The 22,329-nt window shown below is 71.4% G+C and carries 18 protein-coding genes; 7 read left to right on the forward strand and 11 right to left on the reverse strand.

What is annotated here, in order from left to right:
- Window positions 1-86 precede the first annotated feature (86 nt).
- The 5 genes from V4F39_RS04805 to V4F39_RS04825 form a co-directional block, all read right to left on the reverse strand.
- Entirely contained in the window at window positions 87-470 is a 384-nt protein-coding gene (locus tag V4F39_RS04805) for a hypothetical protein (protein ID WP_332288170.1), read from the reverse strand.
- Window positions 471-489: 19 nt separating this feature from the next.
- A complete protein-coding gene (locus V4F39_RS04810) occupies window positions 490-1,755 on the reverse strand; it encodes a hypothetical protein (protein ID WP_332288171.1) in 1,266 nt (421 codons plus the stop codon).
- 33 nt (window positions 1,756-1,788) lie between these two features.
- A complete protein-coding gene (locus tag V4F39_RS04815; RefSeq protein ID WP_332288172.1) occupies window positions 1,789-2,349 on the reverse strand; it encodes a carbohydrate binding domain-containing protein in 561 nt (186 codons plus the stop codon).
- Window positions 2,350-2,463: 114 nt separating this feature from the next.
- On the reverse strand, window positions 2,464-5,520 hold the full coding sequence (locus tag V4F39_RS04820) for an FAD-binding and (Fe-S)-binding domain-containing protein (RefSeq protein WP_332288173.1): 3,057 nt from the start codon (window positions 5,518-5,520) through the stop codon (window positions 2,464-2,466).
- A 9-nt stretch (window positions 5,521-5,529) separates the two neighbouring features.
- Window positions 5,530-6,219, reverse strand: a complete 690-nt coding sequence (locus V4F39_RS04825) for a GntR family transcriptional regulator (RefSeq protein ID WP_332288174.1) — start codon at window positions 6,217-6,219, stop codon at window positions 5,530-5,532.
- A gap of 195 nt (window positions 6,220-6,414) precedes the next feature.
- Between V4F39_RS04825 and V4F39_RS04830 the strand changes: the two genes are divergently transcribed.
- The 7 genes from V4F39_RS04830 (at window position 6,415) to V4F39_RS04860 (ending at window position 15,304) form a co-directional block, all read left to right on the forward strand.
- Window positions 6,415-7,656: a pyridoxal-phosphate-dependent aminotransferase family protein gene (locus V4F39_RS04830; protein ID WP_332288175.1), complete on the forward strand. Its 1,242-nt coding sequence runs from the start codon at window positions 6,415-6,417 to the stop codon at window positions 7,654-7,656.
- A gap of 67 nt (window positions 7,657-7,723) precedes the next feature.
- Window positions 7,724-8,728: a Bug family tripartite tricarboxylate transporter substrate binding protein gene (locus tag V4F39_RS04835; protein WP_332288176.1), complete on the forward strand. Its 1,005-nt coding sequence runs from the start codon at window positions 7,724-7,726 to the stop codon at window positions 8,726-8,728.
- Between the two features lie 46 nt (window positions 8,729-8,774).
- Window positions 8,775-9,308, forward strand: a complete 534-nt coding sequence (locus V4F39_RS04840; protein ID WP_332288177.1) for a tripartite tricarboxylate transporter TctB family protein — start codon at window positions 8,775-8,777, stop codon at window positions 9,306-9,308.
- A gap of 9 nt (window positions 9,309-9,317) precedes the next feature.
- Window positions 9,318-10,826: a tripartite tricarboxylate transporter permease gene (locus tag V4F39_RS04845; RefSeq protein ID WP_332288178.1), complete on the forward strand. Its 1,509-nt coding sequence runs from the start codon at window positions 9,318-9,320 to the stop codon at window positions 10,824-10,826.
- A 78-nt stretch (window positions 10,827-10,904) separates the two neighbouring features.
- Entirely contained in the window at window positions 10,905-12,038 is a 1,134-nt protein-coding gene (locus V4F39_RS04850) for a DSD1 family PLP-dependent enzyme (RefSeq protein WP_332288179.1), read from the forward strand.
- A gap of 76 nt (window positions 12,039-12,114) precedes the next feature.
- Window positions 12,115-12,810 (forward strand): ABC transporter ATP-binding protein, encoded by a 696-nt coding sequence (locus tag V4F39_RS04855; RefSeq protein ID WP_332288180.1) that lies wholly within the window; start codon window positions 12,115-12,117, stop codon window positions 12,808-12,810.
- Window positions 12,794-15,304 (forward strand): ABC transporter permease, encoded by a 2,511-nt coding sequence (locus V4F39_RS04860; protein ID WP_332288181.1) that lies wholly within the window; start codon window positions 12,794-12,796, stop codon window positions 15,302-15,304. The genes V4F39_RS04855 and V4F39_RS04860 overlap by 17 nt, the downstream gene beginning before the upstream one ends.
- On the opposite strand, the gene V4F39_RS04865 is transcribed toward V4F39_RS04860, so the two are convergent.
- The 6 genes from V4F39_RS04865 to V4F39_RS04890 form a co-directional block, all read right to left on the reverse strand.
- A complete protein-coding gene (locus V4F39_RS04865; RefSeq protein ID WP_332288182.1) occupies window positions 15,305-16,375 on the reverse strand; it encodes a lipid A deacylase LpxR family protein in 1,071 nt (356 codons plus the stop codon).
- Window positions 16,376-16,484: 109 nt separating this feature from the next.
- Window positions 16,485-17,327, reverse strand: coding sequence for a PPK2 family polyphosphate kinase (locus V4F39_RS04870; protein WP_332288183.1), 843 nt, complete (start codon window positions 17,325-17,327; stop codon window positions 16,485-16,487).
- Window positions 17,328-17,337: 10 nt separating this feature from the next.
- On the reverse strand, window positions 17,338-18,750 hold the full coding sequence (locus V4F39_RS04875; protein ID WP_332288184.1) for an ABC transporter ATP-binding protein: 1,413 nt from the start codon (window positions 18,748-18,750) through the stop codon (window positions 17,338-17,340).
- Window positions 18,747-19,592: an ABC transporter permease gene (locus V4F39_RS04880; RefSeq protein ID WP_332288185.1), complete on the reverse strand. Its 846-nt coding sequence runs from the start codon at window positions 19,590-19,592 to the stop codon at window positions 18,747-18,749. Before V4F39_RS04880 ends, V4F39_RS04875 begins: the two co-directional genes overlap by 4 nt.
- Entirely contained in the window at window positions 19,589-20,554 is a 966-nt protein-coding gene (locus V4F39_RS04885) for an ABC transporter permease (protein ID WP_378235076.1), read from the reverse strand. The genes V4F39_RS04880 and V4F39_RS04885 overlap by 4 nt, the downstream gene beginning before the upstream one ends.
- A complete protein-coding gene (locus V4F39_RS04890) occupies window positions 20,551-22,116 on the reverse strand; it encodes an ABC transporter substrate-binding protein (RefSeq protein WP_332288187.1) in 1,566 nt (521 codons plus the stop codon). Before V4F39_RS04890 ends, V4F39_RS04885 begins: the two co-directional genes overlap by 4 nt.
- Window positions 22,117-22,329 lie beyond the last annotated feature (213 nt).

Here is a 22,329-nt window from a genome sequence, read left to right on the forward strand (position 1 = left end):
GTCGGGGAGGCCGCACGATACGGCCTCGGCGACGGGCCCTCAAGCGGTGATTGCCCGCAGGCGGCTCCGTCCGCACCCCGCCCCGCTCAGAAGAACCTCCTGAGAAAGCGGCCCACCATCAGGATGCCGCTGTCGAACTCGATCGTCACCAGGATCCTCGAACCCTGCTCGAAGTCGACGGGCTCGGCTTGGAAGCTGTTGTCCGCCCGGTGGCGGAGCACGAGCGTGGAACGCGAGCCGCCCGGACGCTGGAGTTCCAGCGTCGCCCGCGTTCCCGCCACCATCACGGGCTCGCCATGGTCCTCCACGTAGATGATGGTGGCGGCCGGCCCGCGCACCATCTCCATCGTGATCTCGCCCCCCACGTTCATCTCGCCGCCGTGCTTCGCGGGCCAGTCGCCGTGGGCGCCGGCCACGCTGGCCGAGAGGGCCAGCGTGGCGGCCAGGCTGCTGCAGCGCCATCGCTTCATGGCAGCACCCTGGCGCGCGTCACGAGCAGAACTGGGCGACGCGCGCGGCCTTCTGGGGGTGGTACCAGGCGGGGTCGCCCGGCTGGTAGACCTCGGGCTTCAGCAAGTCCGTCGGGTCGGTGTGGTTGCGCACGATGGGCCAGTCCTCTTTCGGGAAGCCTGGCCAGGCGTTCCTCGGCTGCTCCATCAGCTTCAAGTGGTTCATGAACCCCGAGTAGTACTGCAGCGAAGCGCCGACCGGGGCATGGCCCGAGGTCAGGATCTTCGGTCGCAGCGCTTCCGCGTGGTAGACGTGGTCGCGCCATCCGTTGTTGTCGGTGTTGCCGGACGAGAGCGACGAGAAGTTCAGGTCGGTGTTGGGCAGGCTGCGCATCAGGTTCAGGACACGCTGGCCGTCGGCGGGCGTGCCGTTGGGCCAGTTGCTGCCCTTGCCTTCCTTGAAGGCACCGATCGAGTTGTTGTAGAAGATGGTGAAGTTGTAGCCCGTGCGCAGCGTGAACTGGAAGTCGAGCTGGTCCGCGCCCCCCGGGCCGCTGCCCTGGCGAAGATCCTGCTGCCCGGCGAGGCGCGGATTGCTGGGCGTCAGGCGCACGCCCGCGGGAAAAAGTTCCTGGTCGCGCGGATCGGGCGTGTCCACCACAGGCACCGGCCCCCAGTCGGGATCCGCTGCGACCGAGGTGGAATGCAGCGCCCGGAAGCCGTTGATGCAGACCAACGGCTCGAACTGCTTGATGCGCACGACCTCGGTGCCGGGCACCGAACCGGCCGAGGTCACGCCCACGCACTTGACGGTGGCAGACGGCGCGATGGCGAAGAACGCATCGGCCTGCATGTACGGGTCGTTCTTCATGCGGTTCAGTGCCGTCTGCGCGGTGCCGCAGGCTTCCGGCGTCATGTACAGCGTGGCGCCCGTCTTCGCTGCGATGAAGGCCGCGTTGTCGGCGTGATCGCTGTGGCCGTGGCCGATGAAGATGGCTTCGGGCTTCAGCTCGACGAGGTCGCGGATCACGAACGGCGTGCGCCCCGGCGTGACTTCCAGGCGCGGGATGTACGACTCCAGCATGATCACGCGCCCGAGCAGCGACACCGCGCCCGCGTTGTGGCCCAGCCAGGAGAACACGACCTTGTCCTTCTTGACCAGGCCGGTGGCCGGGTCGACGTTCTCCGGGCCGAAGAACTTGATGCGCGCATTGACGAGCGCTGCATCGGCTGCCGAGAAGGCGGCCGAGCCGCTGCACAGGATGCCGGCGGCCAGCAGGGCCTTGGCGAGAGTGGTTGTCTTCATGGTTTGTCTCCGATCTCTGTGGTTCTTCGAGCTTCAGCCGAGGCGGCGGCGCATCAACGCCAGCGCACCGAGGCCGAGCGCCATCAGCGCATAGGTGCCCGGCTCGGGCACGGCGGTCACAGTGATGCTGTCCAGGCGCAGGGCGCCCGCGTCGTTGCGCAGGCCGAACTGCAGCTGCGTCAGCGTCTGCGTGGCCGTGAACGTGGTCGTGACCCGCGTGAAGTCCTGCAGCTTCACGTCCTCCAGGTCGTAGCGGACGGCGCCGTCCGCCAGCACCTGCAGGCGGTTGGGCAGGTAGCCGTCGCTGTAGAGCCAGAAGCTCACGTCGTACGTCTGGCCGACGCTCGTCATCACCGACTGGTTCAGGTACGCGAGGCCGCCGATGCCGCCTCCGTAGAAGGCGCTGCTACCGCTGTGCGCGATGTCGCCCACGCCGTAGTCGTAGCCCTCGAGGATGAACCCGCGGGTCGTCCAGGACGCCAGCCCCGATTCGAAGCTGCCGTTGACGAGGATGTTGTCGGCCGCATGGGCCGCTCCCAGGGTGCCGAGCGCCAGCGCGCACGCGGCCATTCCATTGAGTGTTCTCCATCTCACTTGCGTCTCCTTGTTGAGCCGTCGAGGCTCGTGTTCAGGTACTTCGACATCAAGCGATCGCCGGCTCGCGCCTCGGGCCCAAGGCTGCCGGTCTCCTTGTTTTTCTTGAGCTTTTCAGTGGCGTGGTTCAGCGACGAGCAGCCGCTCCAGCAGGCGCGCTACGTGCACCGCCTCGCGCTGCGCGCCGTCGGCGATCTGGTGGCGGCAGCTCGTGCCGTCGGCCACCACGATGGCGTCCGGTTGTTGGCGCACCGCGGGCAGCAGGCTGGCCTCGGCCATCTGCATCGACACCTCGTGGTGGCTCGCCTCGTAGCCGAAGCTGCCGGCCATGCCGCAGCAGGAGCTTTCGATCAGCTCCGGCTTCGCACCCGGGATGAGCTTCAGCACGTCGAGGATCGGGCTCACCGCGCCGAAGGCCTTCTGGTGGCAATGGCCGTGCAGCAGGATGGGCGCATCGGCCGCCTTCAGCTTCACCTCGAAACGGCCGGCCTTCAGCTCGCGGGCGATGAACTCCTCGAACAGCAGGGCCTGCTTCGACACGGCCTCGGCCTTGTCGCCGAAGCCCATCACCAGCGTCTCGTCGCGCAGCGTCAGCAGGCACGACGGCTCCAGCCCGACGATCGCGATGCCGGCCTGCGCGAACGGCAGCAAGGCATCGAGCAGCGCGCCGGCCTTGGCCTTGGCCTCGTCGACCATGCCGGTTGCCAGGTAGGTGCGGCCGCAGCAGTGGTGGCCGCCGGCCTTGGCGATGGTGTGCAGCGTGTAGCCAGCCGCCTTCAGCACGCGGGCGGCGGCCAGCGCGTTCTCGCTCTCGAAGGTGCCGTTGAAGGTGTCGACGAAGAGCACCGCGGTGCGCTCGCCGGCCGCGGCGCGGCGCAGGGTTTCGTCGGCGCTGGCGAAAGGCTCGCCGGAGCGCCAGAAGGTGTCGCTGCGCCACGCAGGCAGCGAGCGCTTGGCCGAGAAGCCCAGCAGCTTCTCGCCCAGCCAGGCCGCGCCGGGCAGCGTGTTGCGCAGGTTCAGCAGCCAGGGCACGCGGCTCGCGGCCGCGGCGTAGTCGGGCAGCTTCGCGACGAGCTTGTCCTTCAGCGTGTGGCCGTGGCGCGCCTTGTAGTGCGCCAGGAACTCCACCTTCATCTTGGCCATGTCGACGCCGGTCGGGCAATCGCGCTTGCAGCCCTTGCAACCGACGCACAGGTCCATCGTGTCGTGCATCGCCTCGCTGGTGAAGGCGTCTGGGCCGAGCTGCCCTGATATGGCCAGCCGCAGCGTGTTGGCACGGCCGCGCGTCAGGTGCTGCTCGTCGCGCGTGACGCGGTAGCTGGGGCACATCGTGCCGGCGTCGAACTTGCGGCAGTGGCCGTTGTTGTTGCACATCTCCACGGCCTTTGCGAAGCCGCCGGTGACGTCGCCGCCGGTGCCCGGCGCGGTGGTGACCTCGGTCACCGGATCGGCCTGCACGTTCCACGCCGACCAGTCGAGCACCGGCTGGATGGCGATGCGCTTGTACGGCTGCGGCGCGGTGGGCGGCGCGAAGCGGAACAGCGCACCGTCGTCCATCTTCGGCGGATCGACGATCTTGCCGGGGTTGTAGAGGTTCTCGGGGTCGAAGTGCTGCTTGATCGCGCGGAAGGCCTCGTTGATCGCCGGGCCGAACTGCCACTCGATCCATTCGCCGCGGCACAGGCCGTCGCCGTGCTCGCCGCTGAAGGCGCCCTTGTACTTGCGCACCAGCGCGGCGGCTTCCTCGGCGATGGCGCGCATCTTGGCGGCACCGTCGGTGCGCATGTCGAGGATGGGCCGCACGTGCAGCGTGCCCACCGAGGCGTGCGCATACCAGGTGCCGCGGCTGCCGTACTTGGCGAACACCTCGGTCAGCGCATCGGTGTACTCGGCCAGGCTTTCCAGCGGCACCGCGCAGTCCTCGATGAAGGACACCGGCTTGCCGTCGCCCTTCAGGCTCATCATGATGTTGAGGCCGGCCTTGCGCACCTCCCACAGGTTCTTCTGCGGGGCGTCGTCGGCCATCTCGACCACGCTGCCCGGCAGGCCCAGGTCACCCATCAGCTCGACGAGCTGCCGCAGCTTCGGCAGCAGCGCGCCCTTGTCGGCGCCCGAGAACTCCACCAGCAGGATGGCCGCGGGCTTGCCGATCAGCGCCGTCTCGATCGTCGGGCGAAAGGCCGGGTTGGCCAGGCTCAGCTCGATCATCGTGCGGTCGACCAGTTCCACCGCGGTGGGGCCGAGCTTCACGATGTGCTGCGCCGAATCCATCGCCGCATGGAAGGTGGGGAAGTTCACCACCCCCAGCACCTTGGCACGCGGCAGCTCGCTCAGCTTCAGCGTCAGCGAACGGGTATACGCCAGCGTGCCTTCCGACCCGATGAGCAGGTGCGCCAGGTTCACGCTGCCGTCGGTGGTGTAGGGCTTCTCGCTCTGGTTGTCGAAGATGTCGAGGTTGTAGCCGGCCACGCGGCGCATCACCTTGGGCCAGCGTGCGTGGATCTCGTCGCGGTGCTGCACGGCCAGCCCGCGCACGAACTCGGCGATGCGCGCCGTGCGGCCCGAGGCCTGTGCCACCGGCCCGAAGGGCAGCAGCTCGCCGTCGGCCATCCAGGCGCTGGCGCCGAGCACGTTGTGCACCATGTTGCCGTAGGCGATGGAGCGCGAGCCGCAGGAGTTGTTGCCCGCCATGCCGCCGAGCGTGGCCTGCGCGCTGGTCGACACGTCGACCGGGTACCACAGCCCGTGCGGCTTGAGCCGGGCGTTCAGGTGGTCGAGCACGATGCCGGGCTCGATGGTGGCGGTGCCGTTGGCGGCATCCACTTCCAGCACCCGGCGGAAGTGCTTGCTGTTGTCGATGACCAGCGCGGCGCCGGTCGTCTGGCCGCACTGGCTGGTGCCGCCCCCCCGCGGCAGCACGGGCACCTTCAGCTGGCGTGCGATCTGCAGGGCGATCGCGATGTCGTCCTCGCAGGTGGGCACGAACACGCCCACCGGCATGATCTGGTAGATCGACGCGTCGGTGGCGTAGCGGCCGCGCGATGCGGCGTCGAACATCACCTCGCCTCGTGTCTCCTCACGCAGGCGGCGCGCGAGCGCCTCGCTGACATCGGTGGCGGGCAGGACGGTGCCGGGCGCGGGGGCCAGGCGCTGTGCGGGATCGATGAGCATGGGCTGGGGTCAGTTCTTGGCGGACTGCGGGTAGATCTCGCCCGCCCGCATCAGGTCGATGACGGTGTCTCGCTTGTTGTTGAGGTGGTCGACGAGCACCTTGCGCAGCGCCGCCGAATCGCGTGCGGCCAGCGCTTCGATCATTTGCTCGTGCTCCTTCACGGCGCGCTTCCATTTCTCCGCGTTCTGGTTGGTACGGAAGCGCAACGACTGCACCCGCGCATTGATGCTGGCGTAGGTTTTCACCAGCACCGGGTTCTTCGCGGCGCTGTTGATCGCGGTGTGGATCAACGCGTTGATGCGGTAGTAGTTGGAGAGGTCGTCCCGCGCGTAGCTGGCCATCATTTCGTAGTGCAGCGCCCGCACCTCCGACAACTCCGCATCGGTGATGCGCTGCGCCGCCAGCTCGCCCGACTGGCCTTCCAGGCCCGCCAGCACCTCGAAGGTGTTGAGCACGTCGGTCTCGCTCAGCTTCACCGCCACCGCACCGCGGTTGGGCAGCAGGTCCACCAGCCCTTCCGAGGCCAGCAGCTTGATGGCCTCGCGCAGCGGCGTGCGCGACACGCGCAGCTGCTCGCACAGCTCGCGCTCGTTCAGCTTGGCACCCGGCTGGATGCGGCCCTCGACCAGCATGGTCCGCAGCCGCGCCGCCACCTGATCGTGCAGCGCCAGTCGGGCGATCTCGATGATTTCTGCCATAGGCTCCTCGTTCAATGAATTTTGAATGCATTTTTTTCGCAGCGCAACGGATGCGCCCAGGGGGAAACACGCAGCACACTGGTAGGCCGAGATTCACTCACGCCTGAAAGCGTCCGCAACAGATCGTCCTAGGGGAAAACCGCATCCTCATTTTTGTGTTTTGAATGCAAAACTGACTTCTCGAAAGGATCACTCATGCTGACACTCGACTTCCATCCCACCGGGCGGCACTTCCTGCAGATCCCCGGCCCGAGCCCGGTGCCGGACCGCATCCTGCGGGCCATGAGCCTACCCACGATCGACCACCGCGGGCCCGAGTTCGGCCAGCTCGGCCTGAAGGTGCTGGGCGGCATCCAGCAGATCTTCAAGACGAAGCATCCGGTCGCGATCTACCCCGCCTCCGGCACCGGCGCCTGGGAAGCCGCGCTCGCCAACACGCTGAGCCCGGGCGACAAGGTGCTGATGTACGAGACCGGCCACTTCGCCTCGCTGTGGAACAAGATGGCCTTGCGCCTGGGCGTGGTGCCTGAGTTCCTGGCCTATGCCGGCAAGGACGAGCACCTGCCGCATGCCCCGGGCTGGCGCCGCGGCGTGCAGCCCGACCTGATCGAGGACCGTCTGCGCAAGGACACCGCCCGCGAGATCAAGGCCGTGTGCGTGGTGCACAACGAGACCTCCACCGGCGTCACCTCCGACATCGCCGCGGTACGCAAGGCGATCGATGCCGCGGGCCACCCGGCGCTGCTGATGGTCGACACCATCTCGGGCCTGGCCAGCGCCGACTTCCGCCACGACGAATGGGGCGTCGACGTCACCGTCAGCGGCTCGCAGAAGGGCCTGATGCTGCCGCCGGGCATCAGCTTCAACGCGCTGTCGCCGCGCGCGCTGGAAGCGAACAAGACCGCGAAGCTGCCGCGCGCGTTCTGGGCCTGGGACGAGATCGTCGAGATGAACAAGGACGGCTACTGGCCCTACACGCCCAACACCAACCTGCTGTACGGGCTCTCGGAAGCGCTGGACATGATCCTCGGCGAAGGGCTCGACAACGTCTTCGCGCGCCACCAGCGCTGGGCGGCGGGCGTGCGCTCGGCGGTCAACGCCTGGGGCCTGCCGATCCAGTGCGCCGACCCGTCGGTGTATTCGCCGGTGCTCACCGGCGTGATCACGCCCGAAGGCGTCGATGCCGACGCGGTGCGCCGCCTGATCCACAGCCGCTTCGATCTCTCGCTCGGCACCGGCCTGGGCAAGCTCAAGGGCCGCATGTTCCGCATGGGCCACCTGGGCGACAGCAACGACCTGACGCTGGTGGCCATGGTGGCCGGCGTCGAGATGGGCCTGAAGCTCTCCGGCGTCAAGCTCGCCGGCAGCGGCGTGCAGGCCGCGATGGACCACTTCGCCAGCCACCCGGCCGGCGGTGCGCTGCGCCAGGCCGCCTGAGCGGCCCGCCCTTGTGCGGCGGTCCACCCGCCGCCCGCCCTTGCACATCACACAGTAGGAGACGAACATGAACATCAGCCAGCTTGGCCTGGCGGCCGCGGCCGCCTGCACGCTTGCCGCCCCCGGCGCCGCCTGGGCGCAGTGGAAGCCCACCAAGGCCGTCGAACTCGTCGTGCCCTTCTCGCCCGGCGGCGCATCGGACCAGATGGCCCGGGTGATCCAGGCGATCGTGACCAAGCACAACCTGATCGACCAGCCCATCGTGATCCAGAACAAGGCGGGCGCATCGGGCGCGGAAGGCATCATCGACGTGAAGTCGTCGGCGAAGGACCCGCACAAGATGCTGGTGGCCTCCACCGCCATCTTCACGCTGCCGATGGCCACCTCGCTGCCCTTCACCTGGCGCGACCTGACGCCGGTGGCGATGATCGCGCAGGACCAGTTCGTGTTCTGGGTGAACGCCGAAACGGCCTACAACACACCGGCCGAGTTCCTGGCCGCGGTGAAGCCGGCGCCCGCCAAGTTCAAGATGGGCGGCACCAGCTCCAAGCGCGAGGACCAGGTCATCACCGCCAGCATCGAGCAGGCGGCGGGCGTGAAGTTCACCTACATCCCGTACAAGGGCGGCGGCGAGGCGAGCACGCAGCTCGTCGGCAAGCACATCGATGCCAACGTCAACAACCCGAGCGAGTCGGTCGCGCAGTGGCGCGCCGGCCAGGTGCGCGCGCTGTGCGTGTTCGACGAGAAGCGGCTCGACTACACCGCCAAGGTCACCGACAAGCAGGCCTGGTCCGACATCCCCACCTGCAAGGAGCAGGGCCTCGACGTGCACTACACGATGCTGCGCGGCTTCTTCCTGCCCGGCGGCGTGACCCCCGACCAGGCGAAGTTCTACGCCGAGGTGATGCAGAAGATCGTCGCGACGCCGGAGTGGAAGGAGTACCTCGAGAAGAACGCGCTGAAGCCCGAGTACATGACCGGCGCCGCGTTCAACGACTTCCTTGTGAAGGACGAGACGCGCCACCGCGACATCATGAAGAAGGCGGGCTTCCTGGCCGGCGGCGCGCCCTGAGCCGCGGCGCAGCGCCCCCATCGGAAGTTGCCACATGGGACAACCAATGACTCAAGCCACGCTGCCCGCGGAGGCCGCGCCCCACGCCGGGGCCGGCGCCTCGGAGCCGGGCCTCTCCCGCCGCCACGCCGAGTTCGGCGTGGCGCTCATCCTCTTCGCGCTGGCCGCGCTCGTCGTCTGGGACAACCAGCGCATCGGCGCCGGCTGGGGCGACAGCGGCCCGCAGGCCGGCTACTTCCCGCTGCGCGTGGGCGCGGCCGTGGGCTTGTGCGCCATCGCCGTGTTCGTGCAGGCGCTGCGTTCGCGGTCCGGCGAGATGTTCGCCACCTGGCTGCAGCTCAAGCGCGTGGCCCAGGTGCTGGTGCCGCTGACGGTGTACGTGGCGCTCATCGCGCCGCTGGGCATCTACGTGGCATCCACGCTCTTCATCGCCGCGTTCATGGTGTTCGCCGGCCGCTACCCGTGGTGGAAGGCCGCGGCGCTGGCCGCCTTCACCAACGCGCTGATGTTCTTCATCTTCGAGGTCCAGTTCAAGGTGCCGCTGCCCAAGGGCCCCTTGGAAGCCTGGTTCGGCTATTGAGGGCCCGCCATGGACGAAATCAACTCGTTGCTGCACGGCTTCAACCTGGCCGTCACCTGGCAGAACACCGGCCTCATGTTCATCGGCATCCTGCTGGGCATCGTGGTCGGGGTGCTGCCGGGGCTGGGCGGCCCCAACGGGGTCGCCATCCTGCTGCCGCTGACCTTCGGCATGTCGCCCACCTCGGCCATCATCCTGCTGAGCTGCATCTACTGGGGCGCCCTCTTCGGCGGCGCGATCACCTCGGTGCTGTTCAACATCCCGGGCGAGGCCTGGTCGGTGGCCACCACCTTCGACGGCTACCCGATGGCCCAGCAGGGCCATGCGGGCGCGGCGCTCACCACGGCGTTCACGGGCTCCTTCATCGGCGCGATCTCCGGGGTGATCCTGATCACCTTCCTCGCGCCGGTGGTGGCCTCGTTCGCGCTGCAGTTCGGGCCGCCCGAGTTCTTCGCGGTCTTCTTCCTGACCTTCTGCTCGTTCATCGGCATGGGCAAGGAGCCCAAGGCCAAGATCGTCGCGGCGATGGGCGTGGGCCTGCTGCTGGCGGCCGTGGGCATGGACACCATCTCGGGCGACCTGCGCATGACCTTCGGCACCACCGAGCTGCTGCGCGGCTTCGACTTCCTGGTCGTGGTGATCGGCCTCTTCGGCATCAGCGAGATCCTGATGACGATCGAGGAAGGCCTGGCCTTCAAGGGCAAGAAGGCAGCCATCGACCTGAAGATCGTGCTGAAGACCTGGGCCTCGCTGCCGCGGTACTGGCTGACGATGCTGCGCTCGGCCGCGGTGGGCTGCTGGATGGGCGTGACGCCAGGCGGCGCGGTGGCCGCGAGCTTCATGGGCTACGGCCTGGCCAAGAAGTTCTCGCGCAACCCCGACTCGTTCGGCAAGGGCAACCCCGAAGGCGTGCTCGCGCCCGAGACCGCCGCGCACGCGGCCGGCACCTCGGCGCTGCTGCCGATGCTGGCGCTGGGCATCCCCGGCTCGGCCACCGCCGCGGTGCTGCTGGGCGGGCTGATGATCTGGGGCCTGCAGCCGGGGCCGCTGCTCTTCACCGAGCAGAAGGACTTCGTCTGGAGCCTGATCGCCAGCATGTACCTCGGCAACATCGCGGGGCTGCTGATCGTGATGTCGACGGTGCCGCTCTTCGCCGCGATTCTGCGGGTGCCGTTCTCGATCGTCGCGCCGATGATCCTGATGGTCTGCGCGGTGGGGGCCTTCACGGTGCACGGCTCCGGCTCGGACATCTGGATGATGCTGGCCTTCGGCATCGTGGGCTACGTGTTCAAGAAGCTCGACTACCCACTCGCGCCGATGGTGCTGGCCATCGTGCTCGGCGACCGCATGGAAGACGCGTTCCGCCAGAGCATGCTGTCGAGCCAGGGCAGCCTGGGCATCTTCTGGCACAACGGCCTGTCGGGCACGATCGTCACGCTGGCGCTGCTGATGCTGGTGTGGCCGCTGCTCGGCAAGCTGCGCGAGATGGTCTCGGGCCCGCGCCCGGCCGCCGCCTGACGCCGCGCTGGTCCTGCGGCGCCCCGGCCCGGTTGCGGGCCGGGGCGCCGCATCCGTTTTCGGAGAAAGAATCCGCCCATGCCTTCGAACCCACCTTCTCCCCCCGCGCCGGCCACGCCCGGCGCCGCGCTGGCCGACGTCGACACGCCGGCCCTGCTGATCGACCTCGACGCCTTCGAGGCCAACCTGGCGCAGGTGCATGCGCAGGCCCATGCGGCCGGCGTGCGCGTACGGCCGCACGCCAAGGCCCACAAGTCGCCCGACATCGCCCGGCGCCAGCTGGCCGCGGGCGCGCAGGGCATCTGCTGCCAGAAGCTCGGCGAGGCGGAGGTGTTCGCCGGTGCCGGCATCGACGACATCCTGGTCACCAATGAGATCGTCGGCACGTCGAAGGCGCGGCGTGCGGCGCAACTCGCGTCGCGCATCCGGCTCGCGCTGTGCGTCGACCATGCGCTGCAGGTGCGGCAGCTCGGCGAGGCCGCGCAGGCCGAGGACAGCCGCCTCAACGTGCTGATCGAGGTCGACGTCGGCCAGGGCCGCTGCGGCGTCGAATCGCCCGAACAGGCCCTGGCGCTGGCCCGGGACATCGCCTCGTTCGCGCCGGCCCTGCGCTTCGCCGGCCTGCATGCCTACCACGGCGGCGCGCAGCACCTGCGCACGCCGGCCGAGCGCGCCGCCGCCATCGCTGCGGCCTGCCAGCGCACGCGCGCGGTGGTGGCGCTGCTGGCCGCGCACGGCATCGCCTGCGAGACCGTCACCGGCGCGGGCACCGGCACCTACGGCCTCGAAGCCGCCTCGGGCCTCTACACCGAGGTGCAGCCCGGCTCCTACGTGCTGATGGACACCGACTACGCCGCCAACCAGCCCGAGCCGCACTGGCCGGTGCTGCGGCATGCGCTCTCCGGCTGGTGCAGCGTGATCAGCCGGCGCGCGAGCCACGCGGTGCTCGACGGAGGCCTCAAGGCCTTCGCCACCGACCATGGCCTGCCGCGTGTGCTGCTCGAAGGCTGGCGGGTCGACGGCCTCTCGGACGAACACACGGTGATCGTGCCCACCACCGCCGGGGCTGCACCGCTGGCGGTGGGCGACAAGCTGCGCCTATTGCCCGGCCATTGCGACCCCACCGTGAACCTGCACGACTGGCTGGTCGCGCTGCGCGGCGAGCAGGTGGAAGCGGTATGGCCGGTGGCGGCCCGCGGCGCGTTGTTCTGATACGCACGGAACTCCTGCGGTCCATCCGGATTCCGACGCCGGGAGCGTGCCGAGCCTTTCTCGCAGCTCCCTGCCCATGATCCGACTCGACGGCCTGTCGATGCACTACACGCTCGGCACCGCACGCATCGACGTGCTGCGCGGCGTCAGCCTGCGCGTTCCCGCCGGCCAGAGCGTGGCCATCGCCGGCCCCTCGGGCTCGGGCAAGACCTCCCTGCTGCTGCTGCTGGCCGGCCTCGAGCGGCCCGGCGCGGGCAGCGTGGACATCGACGGCATGCGCCTGGACACGCTGGACCGCGACGCCCTGGCCGACCTGCGGCGCGACCGCATCGGCATCGTCTTCCAGTCGTTCCACCTGCTGCCCAGCCTCACCGCACTCGACAACGTCGCGCTGCCGCTGCAGATCGCCGGCCGGCCGCAGGCCCACGACCGGGCGCGCGACTTCCTGCACCGCGTGGGCCTCGGCGCGCGGCTCGGCCACTACCCCGGCCAGCTCTCCGGCGGCGAGCAGCAGCGCGTGGCCATCGCCCGCTCGCTGGTGCACGGTCCGCGGCTGCTGCTGGCCGACGAGCCCACCGGCAACCTCGACGACCACACCGGCGAGGCGGTCCGCGAGCTGCTGCTCACCCTGAACGAGGAGGCCGGCACGACGATGGTGCTGGTCACCCACGACCTGGCGTTCGCGGCCCGCTGCGACCGCGTGCTGCGCCTGCACGACGGCCAGCTGCACGAGGCGCGGGCGGCGCCGCACGGCGATGCGCTGGCTGTTTAGCCTCGCCTGGCGCGACCTGCGCGCCAGCGGCCGCACGCTGTGGGTGTTCTGCGCCTGCCTCGCGCTGGGCGTGGCGCTGGTGGCCGCCGGCGGCGGCCTCTACGGCCAGGTCGCGGGTGCCCTGCAGGCCGACGCGCGGGCCCTGTTCGGTGGCGATGTCGAGGTCCGCCAGGGCCAGCCGCTGGCGCCGCCGGTGCTGGACTGGATGGCCGCGCGGGGCGAGGTGTCGCGCCTGGTGGAGCTGCGCACGATGCTGCGCACCGCCGACGGACGGGCGCAGCTCGTCGAGCTGCAGAGCGGCGATGACCGCTATCCGCTGGTCGGCCGCATCGACCTGGCGCCCGCCGGCGACCTGGCGGCGGCGCTCGCGCAGCGCGACGGCCGCTGGGGCATCGCGGTGGACCGGGTGCTGGCCGCGCGCCTGCGCCTGGTGCCGGGCGACCGCGTGGAGGTGGGCGACCTCTCGCTCGAGGTGCGCGCCGTCATCGTCCGCCAGCCCGACCGCAGCCTGCGCGCCGAGTGGCAGGGTGCCCCGGTGCTGGTGGCCGACGGTGCGCTGCAGGCGACCGGCCTGGTGCAGCCGCTCAGCCGCGTGCACTACCGCTACCGCGTGCGCACCGGCCTCGCGCCCGAGGCCTGGCGCGACGCCTTCATCGCGGCCTTTCCGGCATCGAACGCCAGCGTGCGCACCTTCGCGCAGCGCAGCGAACGCATGGCGCAGGTGCTGGGCCAGATCGGCTCGGGGCTGATGCTGATCGGCTTCTCGGCGCTCTTCATCGGCGGGCTGGGCGTCTTCAACAGCGTGCAGGCCTACCTGCAGGGCAAGCTCGGCACGCTGGCCACGCTGCGTGCGCTGGGCCTGCGCGATGCGCGGCTCGCGGCGCTGGTGCTGCTGCAGATCCTGATGCTCGCGCTCGGCGCCAGCGCGGCCGGCGTGCTGATCGGCGGTGCGCTGGCGCTGGGCGGCGCGGCCCTCGCCGCGCAAAGCCTGCCGCTCGCGCCAGCCATGGCGCAGCTGGCCGCGCCCGCCAGCGTGGCGATGCTGTTCGGCGTGCTCACCGCCCTCGCCTTCGCGCTGCCGGCGCTCGGCCGCGCGCTGTCGGTCTCGCCGGCGGCGCTGTTCCGCGGCATCGACGGCCAGGCGCTGCGCACGCCCGCGGCGGCCTGGGCCGCGTCGGCGGCCTGCGGGCTGCTGGTGGCCGCGCTCGTCGTCGGCGTGCTGCCCGACCCACGCTTCGGTGCCGCCTTCCTGGCCGTCGTCGCCGCGCTGCTGCTGCTGCTCGAAGGCGTGCTGCGCGTGTTGCGAGGCGCGTCGCGCCGGCTGCTGGCGGACCCGCGCTTCCAGCCCCGCTTCGAGCTGCGGCTGGCACTGGCCGGGCTGCAGCGGCCGGGCTCGCCGCTGCGCGCGGCGCTGCTGTCGCTCGGCACCTCGCTGACCCTGCTCGTCGCCTGCACGCTGGTGGTGGCGGCGCTGCTGCGCACCGTCAACGACACGGTGCCGCAGCAGGCGCCGGCCCTGGTGTTCCACGATGTGCAGACCGACCAGCTCGACACCCTGCGCCGCCGCATGGATGCGGCACCCAGCCTGCAGCGGCTGCAGACGGCGCCGCTGGTGCTGGGCCGGCTGGCCGAGGTCAACGGCGAGGCCCTGCGCGCCAGCGGCGACGCCCGGCGGGCGGGCGAGGCGCGCGACGAACACAAGCTCAGCCACCGGCAGGGCAACATCGACGACGTGATCGTCACCCGCGGCGCCTGGTGGCCCGAGGGCTACACCGGCCCGCCCCGGGTCGCGATGGAAGACCGCGAGGCCGACGAACTGGGCCTGCAGGTCGGCGACCGTCTCACCTTCGACATCCTCGGCACGCCGGTCCAGGCCGAGCTGGCCGCCATCTACGCCCAGCGCCGCCTGCAGGCGCGGCTGTGGCTGGAAGGGATCTTCAGCGACGGGGTGCTCGACCCCTTCATCACGCGCCACGTCGGCGCGGCCTGGCTCTCGCCGGCCGATGCGCTGGCGGTGCAGGATGCGCTGGCCGCCGACGCGCCCAACATCGTCACGGTGCGCACCGAATCGCTGCTCGCCGAGACGCGGGCCCTGATGGCGCGGGCGAGCGCCGGCCTCTCGGTGATCGCCGGCATCTGCCTGGCCGCCAGCCTGCTGGTGCTCGCCAGCGTGGTCGCGGCCAGCCGCTCGCGCCAGGTCTACGAGGCCAGCGTGATGCACACCCTGGGCGCGCGGCTGGGCAGCCTGCGCCGCACGCTGCGCTGGGAGTACGCGCTGCTGGCGCTCGTCACCGCGGGCTTCGCGATCACGTTCGGCAGCCTGCTGGCGCTGGCGCTGCTGCAGTGGCGCATCGGGCTCGACCCCGCCGGCCTCTACTGGACCGGCGCGGTCACCGCGCTCGGCGTCAGCGCCGCGAGCCTGGGCCTGGGCGCGCGCTACCTGCTGGCGCAGATGCGCATCGCGCCGGCCCGGCTGCTGCGCGGCGGCGCCTGATCACAGCGCGCGGCTGATCGTGAAGCTGCCGAACACCGGCCGCCGCTGCTGGCCCACGAACTCGTGCGTGCGGTGGTAGCGCGCCAGCGCGAACTTCCATGCGCCCTTGTGGATGACGAAGCCGTAGCTCAGCTCGCCCACCAGCGCACGCTTGTCGACGCTGTGGCTGTCGCGGAAGGTGTTGCCGTCGAGCGTGATGTTGCGCAGCACCCAGCGCAGGTCCGCGCCGGCGAAGAGGTGGCCCGACCACCCGCCGTCCTGCCGCACCGCGGGGGACCGGACCGGCGCCGTGTTGTCGCCGCCGGCCCACAGCGGCAGGCTGCCGAAGTCGTCCGGCAGCGTGCCGTAGCGCCACTGCCCGCCAACGACTGCCTGCGTGGCGAGCGTGCCCAGCGAAGCACCCCAATGGGTCACGGCGTCCCAGCGGCGGCGGCCGTCCGCGCCCTCCCCGGCGGCGGGCCAGCGCCGCGCCCATTCGCGCTGCAGCTGGAAGAGGGGTTCGTCGTGCAGCTGGTTCGACCAGCCGCGGAAACGCTTGGAGCCGGTGACCTTGTGCACCGCCCGCTGCACGTCCTGGCCGCGGGCGGAGGGCCCCACCCAACCCAGGCGCAGCACGCTGCTCTCGAGCCAGTCGCCCGTGCGCACGTGGTAGCCGACGCCGGCCACCAGCAGTCCCGCGTACGGCCGGTCGTCGGTGATGAGATCGCGCCGCTCGTTGTCCCGCGGCGTGAAGATGGCCTGCGCAAGCGTGAAGCTCATGTTGCGCTGATCGCCGCCCCCGGGCTGCAGCCAACCCAGGGCGCGGTTGAGCCCGCGTGCCACGCCCGGCAGGCACGGGTCGTCGAAGCCCGCCAAGTTCCCGGAGACGAGGGTCAGCACCGCACCGTTGGTATACCCCTCGTCCTGGCCGCCAAGCAAATCGTTGTCCACCCGCAGGCCGGCGCTGCCGCCCCGCCCGTCGCCGCACCGTTCATCCTGCGCCGCCGCGGCAGGGCTGATCGCGCCACCGGCGCAGAGGGCGGCCAGCGCGGCCAGCAGGGCGCGGGCGCGCGGCGGAAAAGCAGATGGCATGGGCACTCCGAAGTTTCATGGCGCCGCCATCATGGAGAAGCGCCCTCCTGCACCGCCGTCGGCATCGGCGAGGTTCTGGCGTAGGACGGCGCCCGGTGCGGTCCTCGCGCTACCGGACGGCGATGCCCTTCAGCGCATCCGGCAGCGGCGGGTAGCGCAGCCCCATCGCCTTCAGACGGTGCAGCAGCACGGTCGCGACGACGAGGTTGCGGTGCGTCTTGGAATCGGCCGGCACGATGGTCCATGGCGCCCAGGGCGTGCCTGTCGCGCGGATGGCGGCGTCGTAGGCCCGCTGGTAGGCGGCCCAGCGGCGGCGGACGTCCAGGTCGTGCGGGTCGAACTTCCAGCGCTTCGTGGGATCGTCGAGCCGCTCCTGCAGCCGCTGGCGCTGCTCCGCCTTCGAGATGTGCAGCATGAACTTGCACACCACGGTGCCGGTCTCGCAGAGGCTGCGCTCGAAGTCGTTGATGCGTGCATAGCGCTGCAGGCGCTCGGTGTCGGTGACCGTGCGCTCGACCACCGGCACCAGCACGTCCTCGTAGTGGCTGCGGTTGAACACCACCACCTCGCCCTTGGCCGGCACCGCGCGGTGGATGCGCCAAAGCGGATCGTGCGCCCGCTCCTCCTCGTTGGGCGCCTTCCAGGCGACGGTGCGCACGCCCAGCGGGCTCATGCGCGAGAACACGCCGCGCAGCGTGCCGTCCTTGCCGCTCGCGTCCATGCCCTGCAGCACCACGAGCAGCGCATGGCGCTTGTCGGCGAACAGCAGGTTCTGCCATTCGTCCAGTTCGATGGCCAGCGCCTCCACGCGCTGCTTGTCGGCCGGCTTGTCGCCGCTGCACAGGCGCTCGTCGGCGGGGTCGATGTCCGACAGCTGGAAGGCCGCCCCGGGCGAGGCGTGCGTGAGGTCGCGCAGCAGGGCCGGCGCGCGCCATGCGGTGGTCTTGGGCATGGCGGGCAGTCTATGCCGCCGCGGCCTCCCCGAACGACAGCCGCTGGGTCGCGACGGCGGCGGCGATGTCGTCGTCGTGCGTCACCAGCACCAGCGCGGCCCGTGTCTGCGCCGCCGTCTCCAGCAGCAGCGCCATCGCCTCCTGCTGCGAGACCGGATCGAGCCGCGAGGTGGGCTCGTCGGCGAACAGCAGCGCCGGCTGCACCGTGAGCACCCGCGCGAGCGCGATGCGCTGCAACTCGCCGCCCGAGACCTCGGCCGGCCGCCGGCCCAGCAGCGATTCGGGCACGCGCAGGCGGTCCAGGCAGGCCTGTACCTGCGACCAGGCGCGGCCGTGCCGCCGGGCCACGTCGCGCAGCGACTGCGCCAGGCGCGCGTGCGGCGCGAACGAGGCGGCCGGATCCTGGTAGAGCTTCTGGAACGCGGTGGCCGGCAGGTCCGGCCTGCGGCGGACGACGCCGGCATCGGCCGGCTGCAGCCCCAGCAGCACGTTGCCCAGCGTGCTCTTGCCCGTGCCGCTGGCCCCCTGCACGACGAGCCGGTCGCGGCTGTGCAGCGCGAGGTCGATGCCCTCGAACAGGCGACGTTCGCCGAAGCGCTTGGCCAGCCCCTGGGCACGCACCACCGGCTCGCCTTCGGCCGCCTGCGGCGCCGGCATCGGCCAGTGCGCCGGGTCGGCGGCGAGCAGCGCGCGGGTGAAGGGATGCCGCGGCGCGGCCAGCACCGCCTGCGCCTCGCCCTGCTCGACCACTTCGCCGTCGCGCAGCACCATCAGCCTGCCGCCCAGCGCCTGGGCCACGCGCAGGTCGTGGGTGATGGTCACCACGCAGCCCCCGCGGCGCTGCACGGCCTGCAGCGTCTCGACCGTGCGGGCGCGCCAGTGGGCATCGAGGCCCTTGGTCGGTTCGTCGGCCATCAGCACCCGTGCGCCGCCGGCCAGCGCCATCGCCGCCGCCGCCCGCTGCGCCATGCCCCCCGAAACCTGCCACGGATACCGGCGCACCGCGTGCGAGAGGCCGATGTCGGCCAGCTGCCGCGCCGCCAGCGCGGGCGCCTGCCCGAAGCCGGCCCCGCCGACCAGCGCATGCACCTCGGCCAGCTGGGGTGCGATGCGCGCGAGCGGATCGAGCGCCAGCGCGGGCTCCTGCGGCAGCAGCGCCAGGGCACGCCCCCACAGCGGGCGGCGCGCCGCCCCGTCGGCCGCGGCGGTGGTGGCGCCGCCGATCGTCACCCGCCCCCCGGCCCGCAGCGCCCGCGGCAGGTTGCCCATCACCGCCTGCGCCAGGAGCGACTTGCCCGCGCCGCTTTCGCCCAGCAGGGTCAGTGCCTCGCCCGCACGCAGCTCGAACGACACCTCGCGCAGCAGCGGCCTGCCGCCCACTTGTACGGACAAGCCGGCCACGGCCAGCAACACCTCCGTCATGCCGCCTCCCTGTCGCCGGCCAGCAGCATCATGCCCAGCACCAGCAGCATCAGCAGCACGACGGGCGCGGCGATGAGCCACGGCGCTTCGTCGTAGTGGGGCAGCAACTCGATCATCATCAATCCCAGTTCGGGGGTGGGCGGCTGCAGGCCGACGCCGACCACGCCCAGCGCCGCCAGCGACAGCACCGACTGCGCGAGGCTGAACGCCACCAGCGTGGCAAGCACCGGCGCCAGCGCCGGCAGGAGGTGGCGCCGCAGCACGTAGCCGCCGCCGAAGCCGAGCAGGCGCGACGCCTGCACCGCATCGCCGGCCAACACCGGCCGGCTCGCCGCGCGGCTGACGCGGAAGTACTCGACCCACAGCGACAGGCTCAGGCCCACGTACAGCGCCCAGTGCTGCCCGGGCGCCAGCGCGGCGAACAGCACCACCAGCAGCAGGCCGGGCACCGACATCACCGCGTCGGCCAGCATCACCAGCGCACGCTCGGTGGCGCCGCCGCGCCAGGCCGCGGCCACGCCCAGCAGCACGCCGGGCACCGCCGCCGTCAGCGCCGCCAGCAGCGCAAGGCCCAGCGAGCGCTGCGCCGCATGCGCCAGCCGCGCCAGCACCGAACGGCCCAGCACGTCGGTGCCCAGCCAGTGCTGCGCGCCGGGGGGCATGAGGCTGTCGTCCAGCACCTGCCGCGCCGGGTCGATGCCGACGAGCCAGGGCCCGACCAGCGCGAACAGCGCCAGCGCGCCGATCAGCGCCAGGCCGATCCGCTGCCGGCCCTGCGCGCGGCGTGCCGCCGACGCGGCGAGCAAAGCCGGCAGCGGCGCGCGTTTCACGTCGGTCGTCATGCCGGGGCCCCCCTGCGCTGGCGCGGGTCGATCGCGAGCGTCGCCGCGTCCACCAGCAGGTTGAACACGACGAACAGCACGCCCATGCACAACGCGGTGCCCTGGATCATCGGCACGTCGCGGCCGAAGACCGCGTGCACCATCGCATGGCCGATGCCGGGCCAGGCGAACAGCGTCTCGACGACGAGTGCACCTTCGAGCAGGAACACGGTCTGCACGCCCAGGTAGGCCACCACCGGCACGCCGGCGTTGCGCAGGCCGTGGCGCAGCAGCGCCTGCAGGTCCGACAGGCCCTTGGTGCGCGCGAACTCGTACGAAGGCGATTGCGACGCCTCGCGCATCGCGCTGCGCGCCACGCGCGCCAACCCCGCGGCCATGCCCAGTGCCAGCGTCAGCGCCGGCAGCAGCACGCCGCCATGCTCGTGCTCGCCGGCCACCGGCAGCATGCCGAGCCACACCGCCATCACCAGCATCAGCAGCACCGACAGCAGGAAGGGCGGCATCGCGCGCAGCACCACCGCCATCGCCAGCGTGATGCGGTCGACCACGCCGCCCGCATGCAGCCCGGCCCACACGCCCATCGGCAGGCCGATCAGGCAGGCCAGGAACACGGCCGTCACCGCCAGGTCGACGGTGGCGCCTAGCTGGTGGGCCACCTCGTTCCACACGGCGTTGCCGGTGACGAGCGAATGGCCCAGGTCCAGCCGGGCGATGCTGCCCCACCATTGCAGCAGCGCCTGCCACAACGGCCGGTCGAGGCCCAGTTCGGCCGTGACCGCGGCCGCGGCCGCGTTGCCGACCATGTCGTAGCCGTAGCGGCCAGCGGCCACGCGCATGGCCATGTCGCCGGGCAGCGAGCGCACCATGAAGAAACACAGCGTGCCGATCACCAGCGCGAGCGCGACGATCTGGAACACGCGGCGCGCCAGCACGGCGGTCCATCGGGAGTTGCTGAAGTTCATGCTTTCCATTCCATGCCGCTGATGCGGTACGAGCGTTCGAGCGGATCGACGCTCACGCGGGCCACGCGCGGGCTCATCGCCACGTGCTGGCGGTACCAGGTGACGGGGATCACCGGCAGTTCCTCCTGCAGCACGCGCACGATGCCGGCGCGCAGCGTGGCGGCGCGCTCGGCCGGCACGCCGCCGCGGGACAGTTCGGCCAGCGCGGCGACCACGCCATCGTGCTTCCAGCCCATCGCGCCCCAGTCGCCGCCCTGGGCGCCGTAGTCCTGCAGCAGCGTGCCGGTGGGGTCGGGCACCGTGCCGAAGTTGCGGGCGCCCAGGCCCATGTCCAGCGTGCCGTCGCGGTGGCCCAGCGGGATGTCGCCCGAGTTGCCGATGCTCACCCGCACCGCGATGCCCGCCTGGCGCCATTGCTCCTGCAGCGCGGTCGCGAAGATCGGCAGCTCGGGCCGGTCGGGGAAGCCGCGCAGCACCAGCTTCATCGGCTGGCCGTCGGGGCCGCGCAGGCCCTCGCCCGTGCGCTGCCAGCCGGCTTCGGCCAGCAGCCGTTCGGCCTCGCCGGGATCGTGCCGCAGCGCGGGCAGCGTGGGGTCGTGCCAGCCTGTCATGGTGGGGGGGAACATCTGCGTGGCGGCCAGCGACGGGTCGCGCAGCAGCGCCTTGGCGATGCCGGCGCGGTCGATCGACAGGCTGAGCGCACGCCGCACGCGCACGTCCTTCAGTGCAGGCAGGCCGGCATTGAGCTTGACGATGACGGTGCGCGGCAGCGTCGCCGACTCGATGGGCACCTGGCGCCGCGTGCGCAGCCGCTGCAGGCTCGCCGGGTCGAGGCTGTAGGCCAGGTCGGCCTGGCCGGCCTCGATCATCAGCGCGCGGGTCTCGGCCCGGCTCACCGTCAGGTAGCGCGTGTGGCGGATGGCGGGCTGCGGACCGTCGTACCCTTCGAACGCCACCGCCTCCACCAGCTGCGGCGGCGACAGCACCGCGATGCGGAAGGGCCCGGTCCCGACGATGCGCTGCACGCCGCCGTCGGGCCGGTAGCTCGACGGCGCCAGGATGATGGTGCTGCTGTGCGCCAGCAGCGAAGGCAGGCCGCCGAACGGCGCCTCGAGGCGTATCAGCACCGTGCGGCTGCCCTCGGCCTCCATGGCCGCGATGGGCGCCACACTGAGCAGCGACGGCGGCTTGCGCGCCACCGCCAGGCAGCGCAGCACCGCGTCGGTGGTCACGGCCGTGCCGTCGTGGAAGCGCGCGCCGGGCCGCAGCTCGAAGCGCCAGGCCAGGCCGTCGGCCGACAGGCGCCACCGCTGCGCCAGGCCGGGCTGCGGCGTGCCGTCGTCCGCCGCGTTCATCAGGGTCTCGGCGATCTGCAGGCGCGCGAACATGTAGCCGCTGTTGGCCGGCGCCAGGCCGGTGAGTTCCCAGGGCCCGACGATCTGCAGCGGCCGCATGGCCGGCGCGGCCGCCTGCGCCCAGGCGCCGGGGACCGCGGCTGCCAGGCCGGCGGCCGACCACTGCAGGGCGCGGCGGCGTGAGGGGGTGGATTCTTGTCTAGTCATGGTGAGTGTTTTCTGTGGGGGCTGTGCTGCCGTGCCTTGGTTCTGCATGGCCAAGGGCGCGAGGTATCCGACTCCGCGAATGTCCTTCGGGCCGGCAAGCCGGCCCTCCCCCTCTTATTTCGCTGCGTCGGATACCCCACGCCCTTGGCAGGCGAGACATGGTTTCCTTGCTTCGGAACACCCGCGGCTCCGCTCGAGCGGGGCGGCGGGGCA

It is taken from the genome of Aquincola agrisoli, assembly GCF_036621135.1.
GTDB classification, from domain to species: Bacteria; Pseudomonadota; Gammaproteobacteria; order Burkholderiales; family Burkholderiaceae_C; genus Aquincola; species Aquincola agrisoli.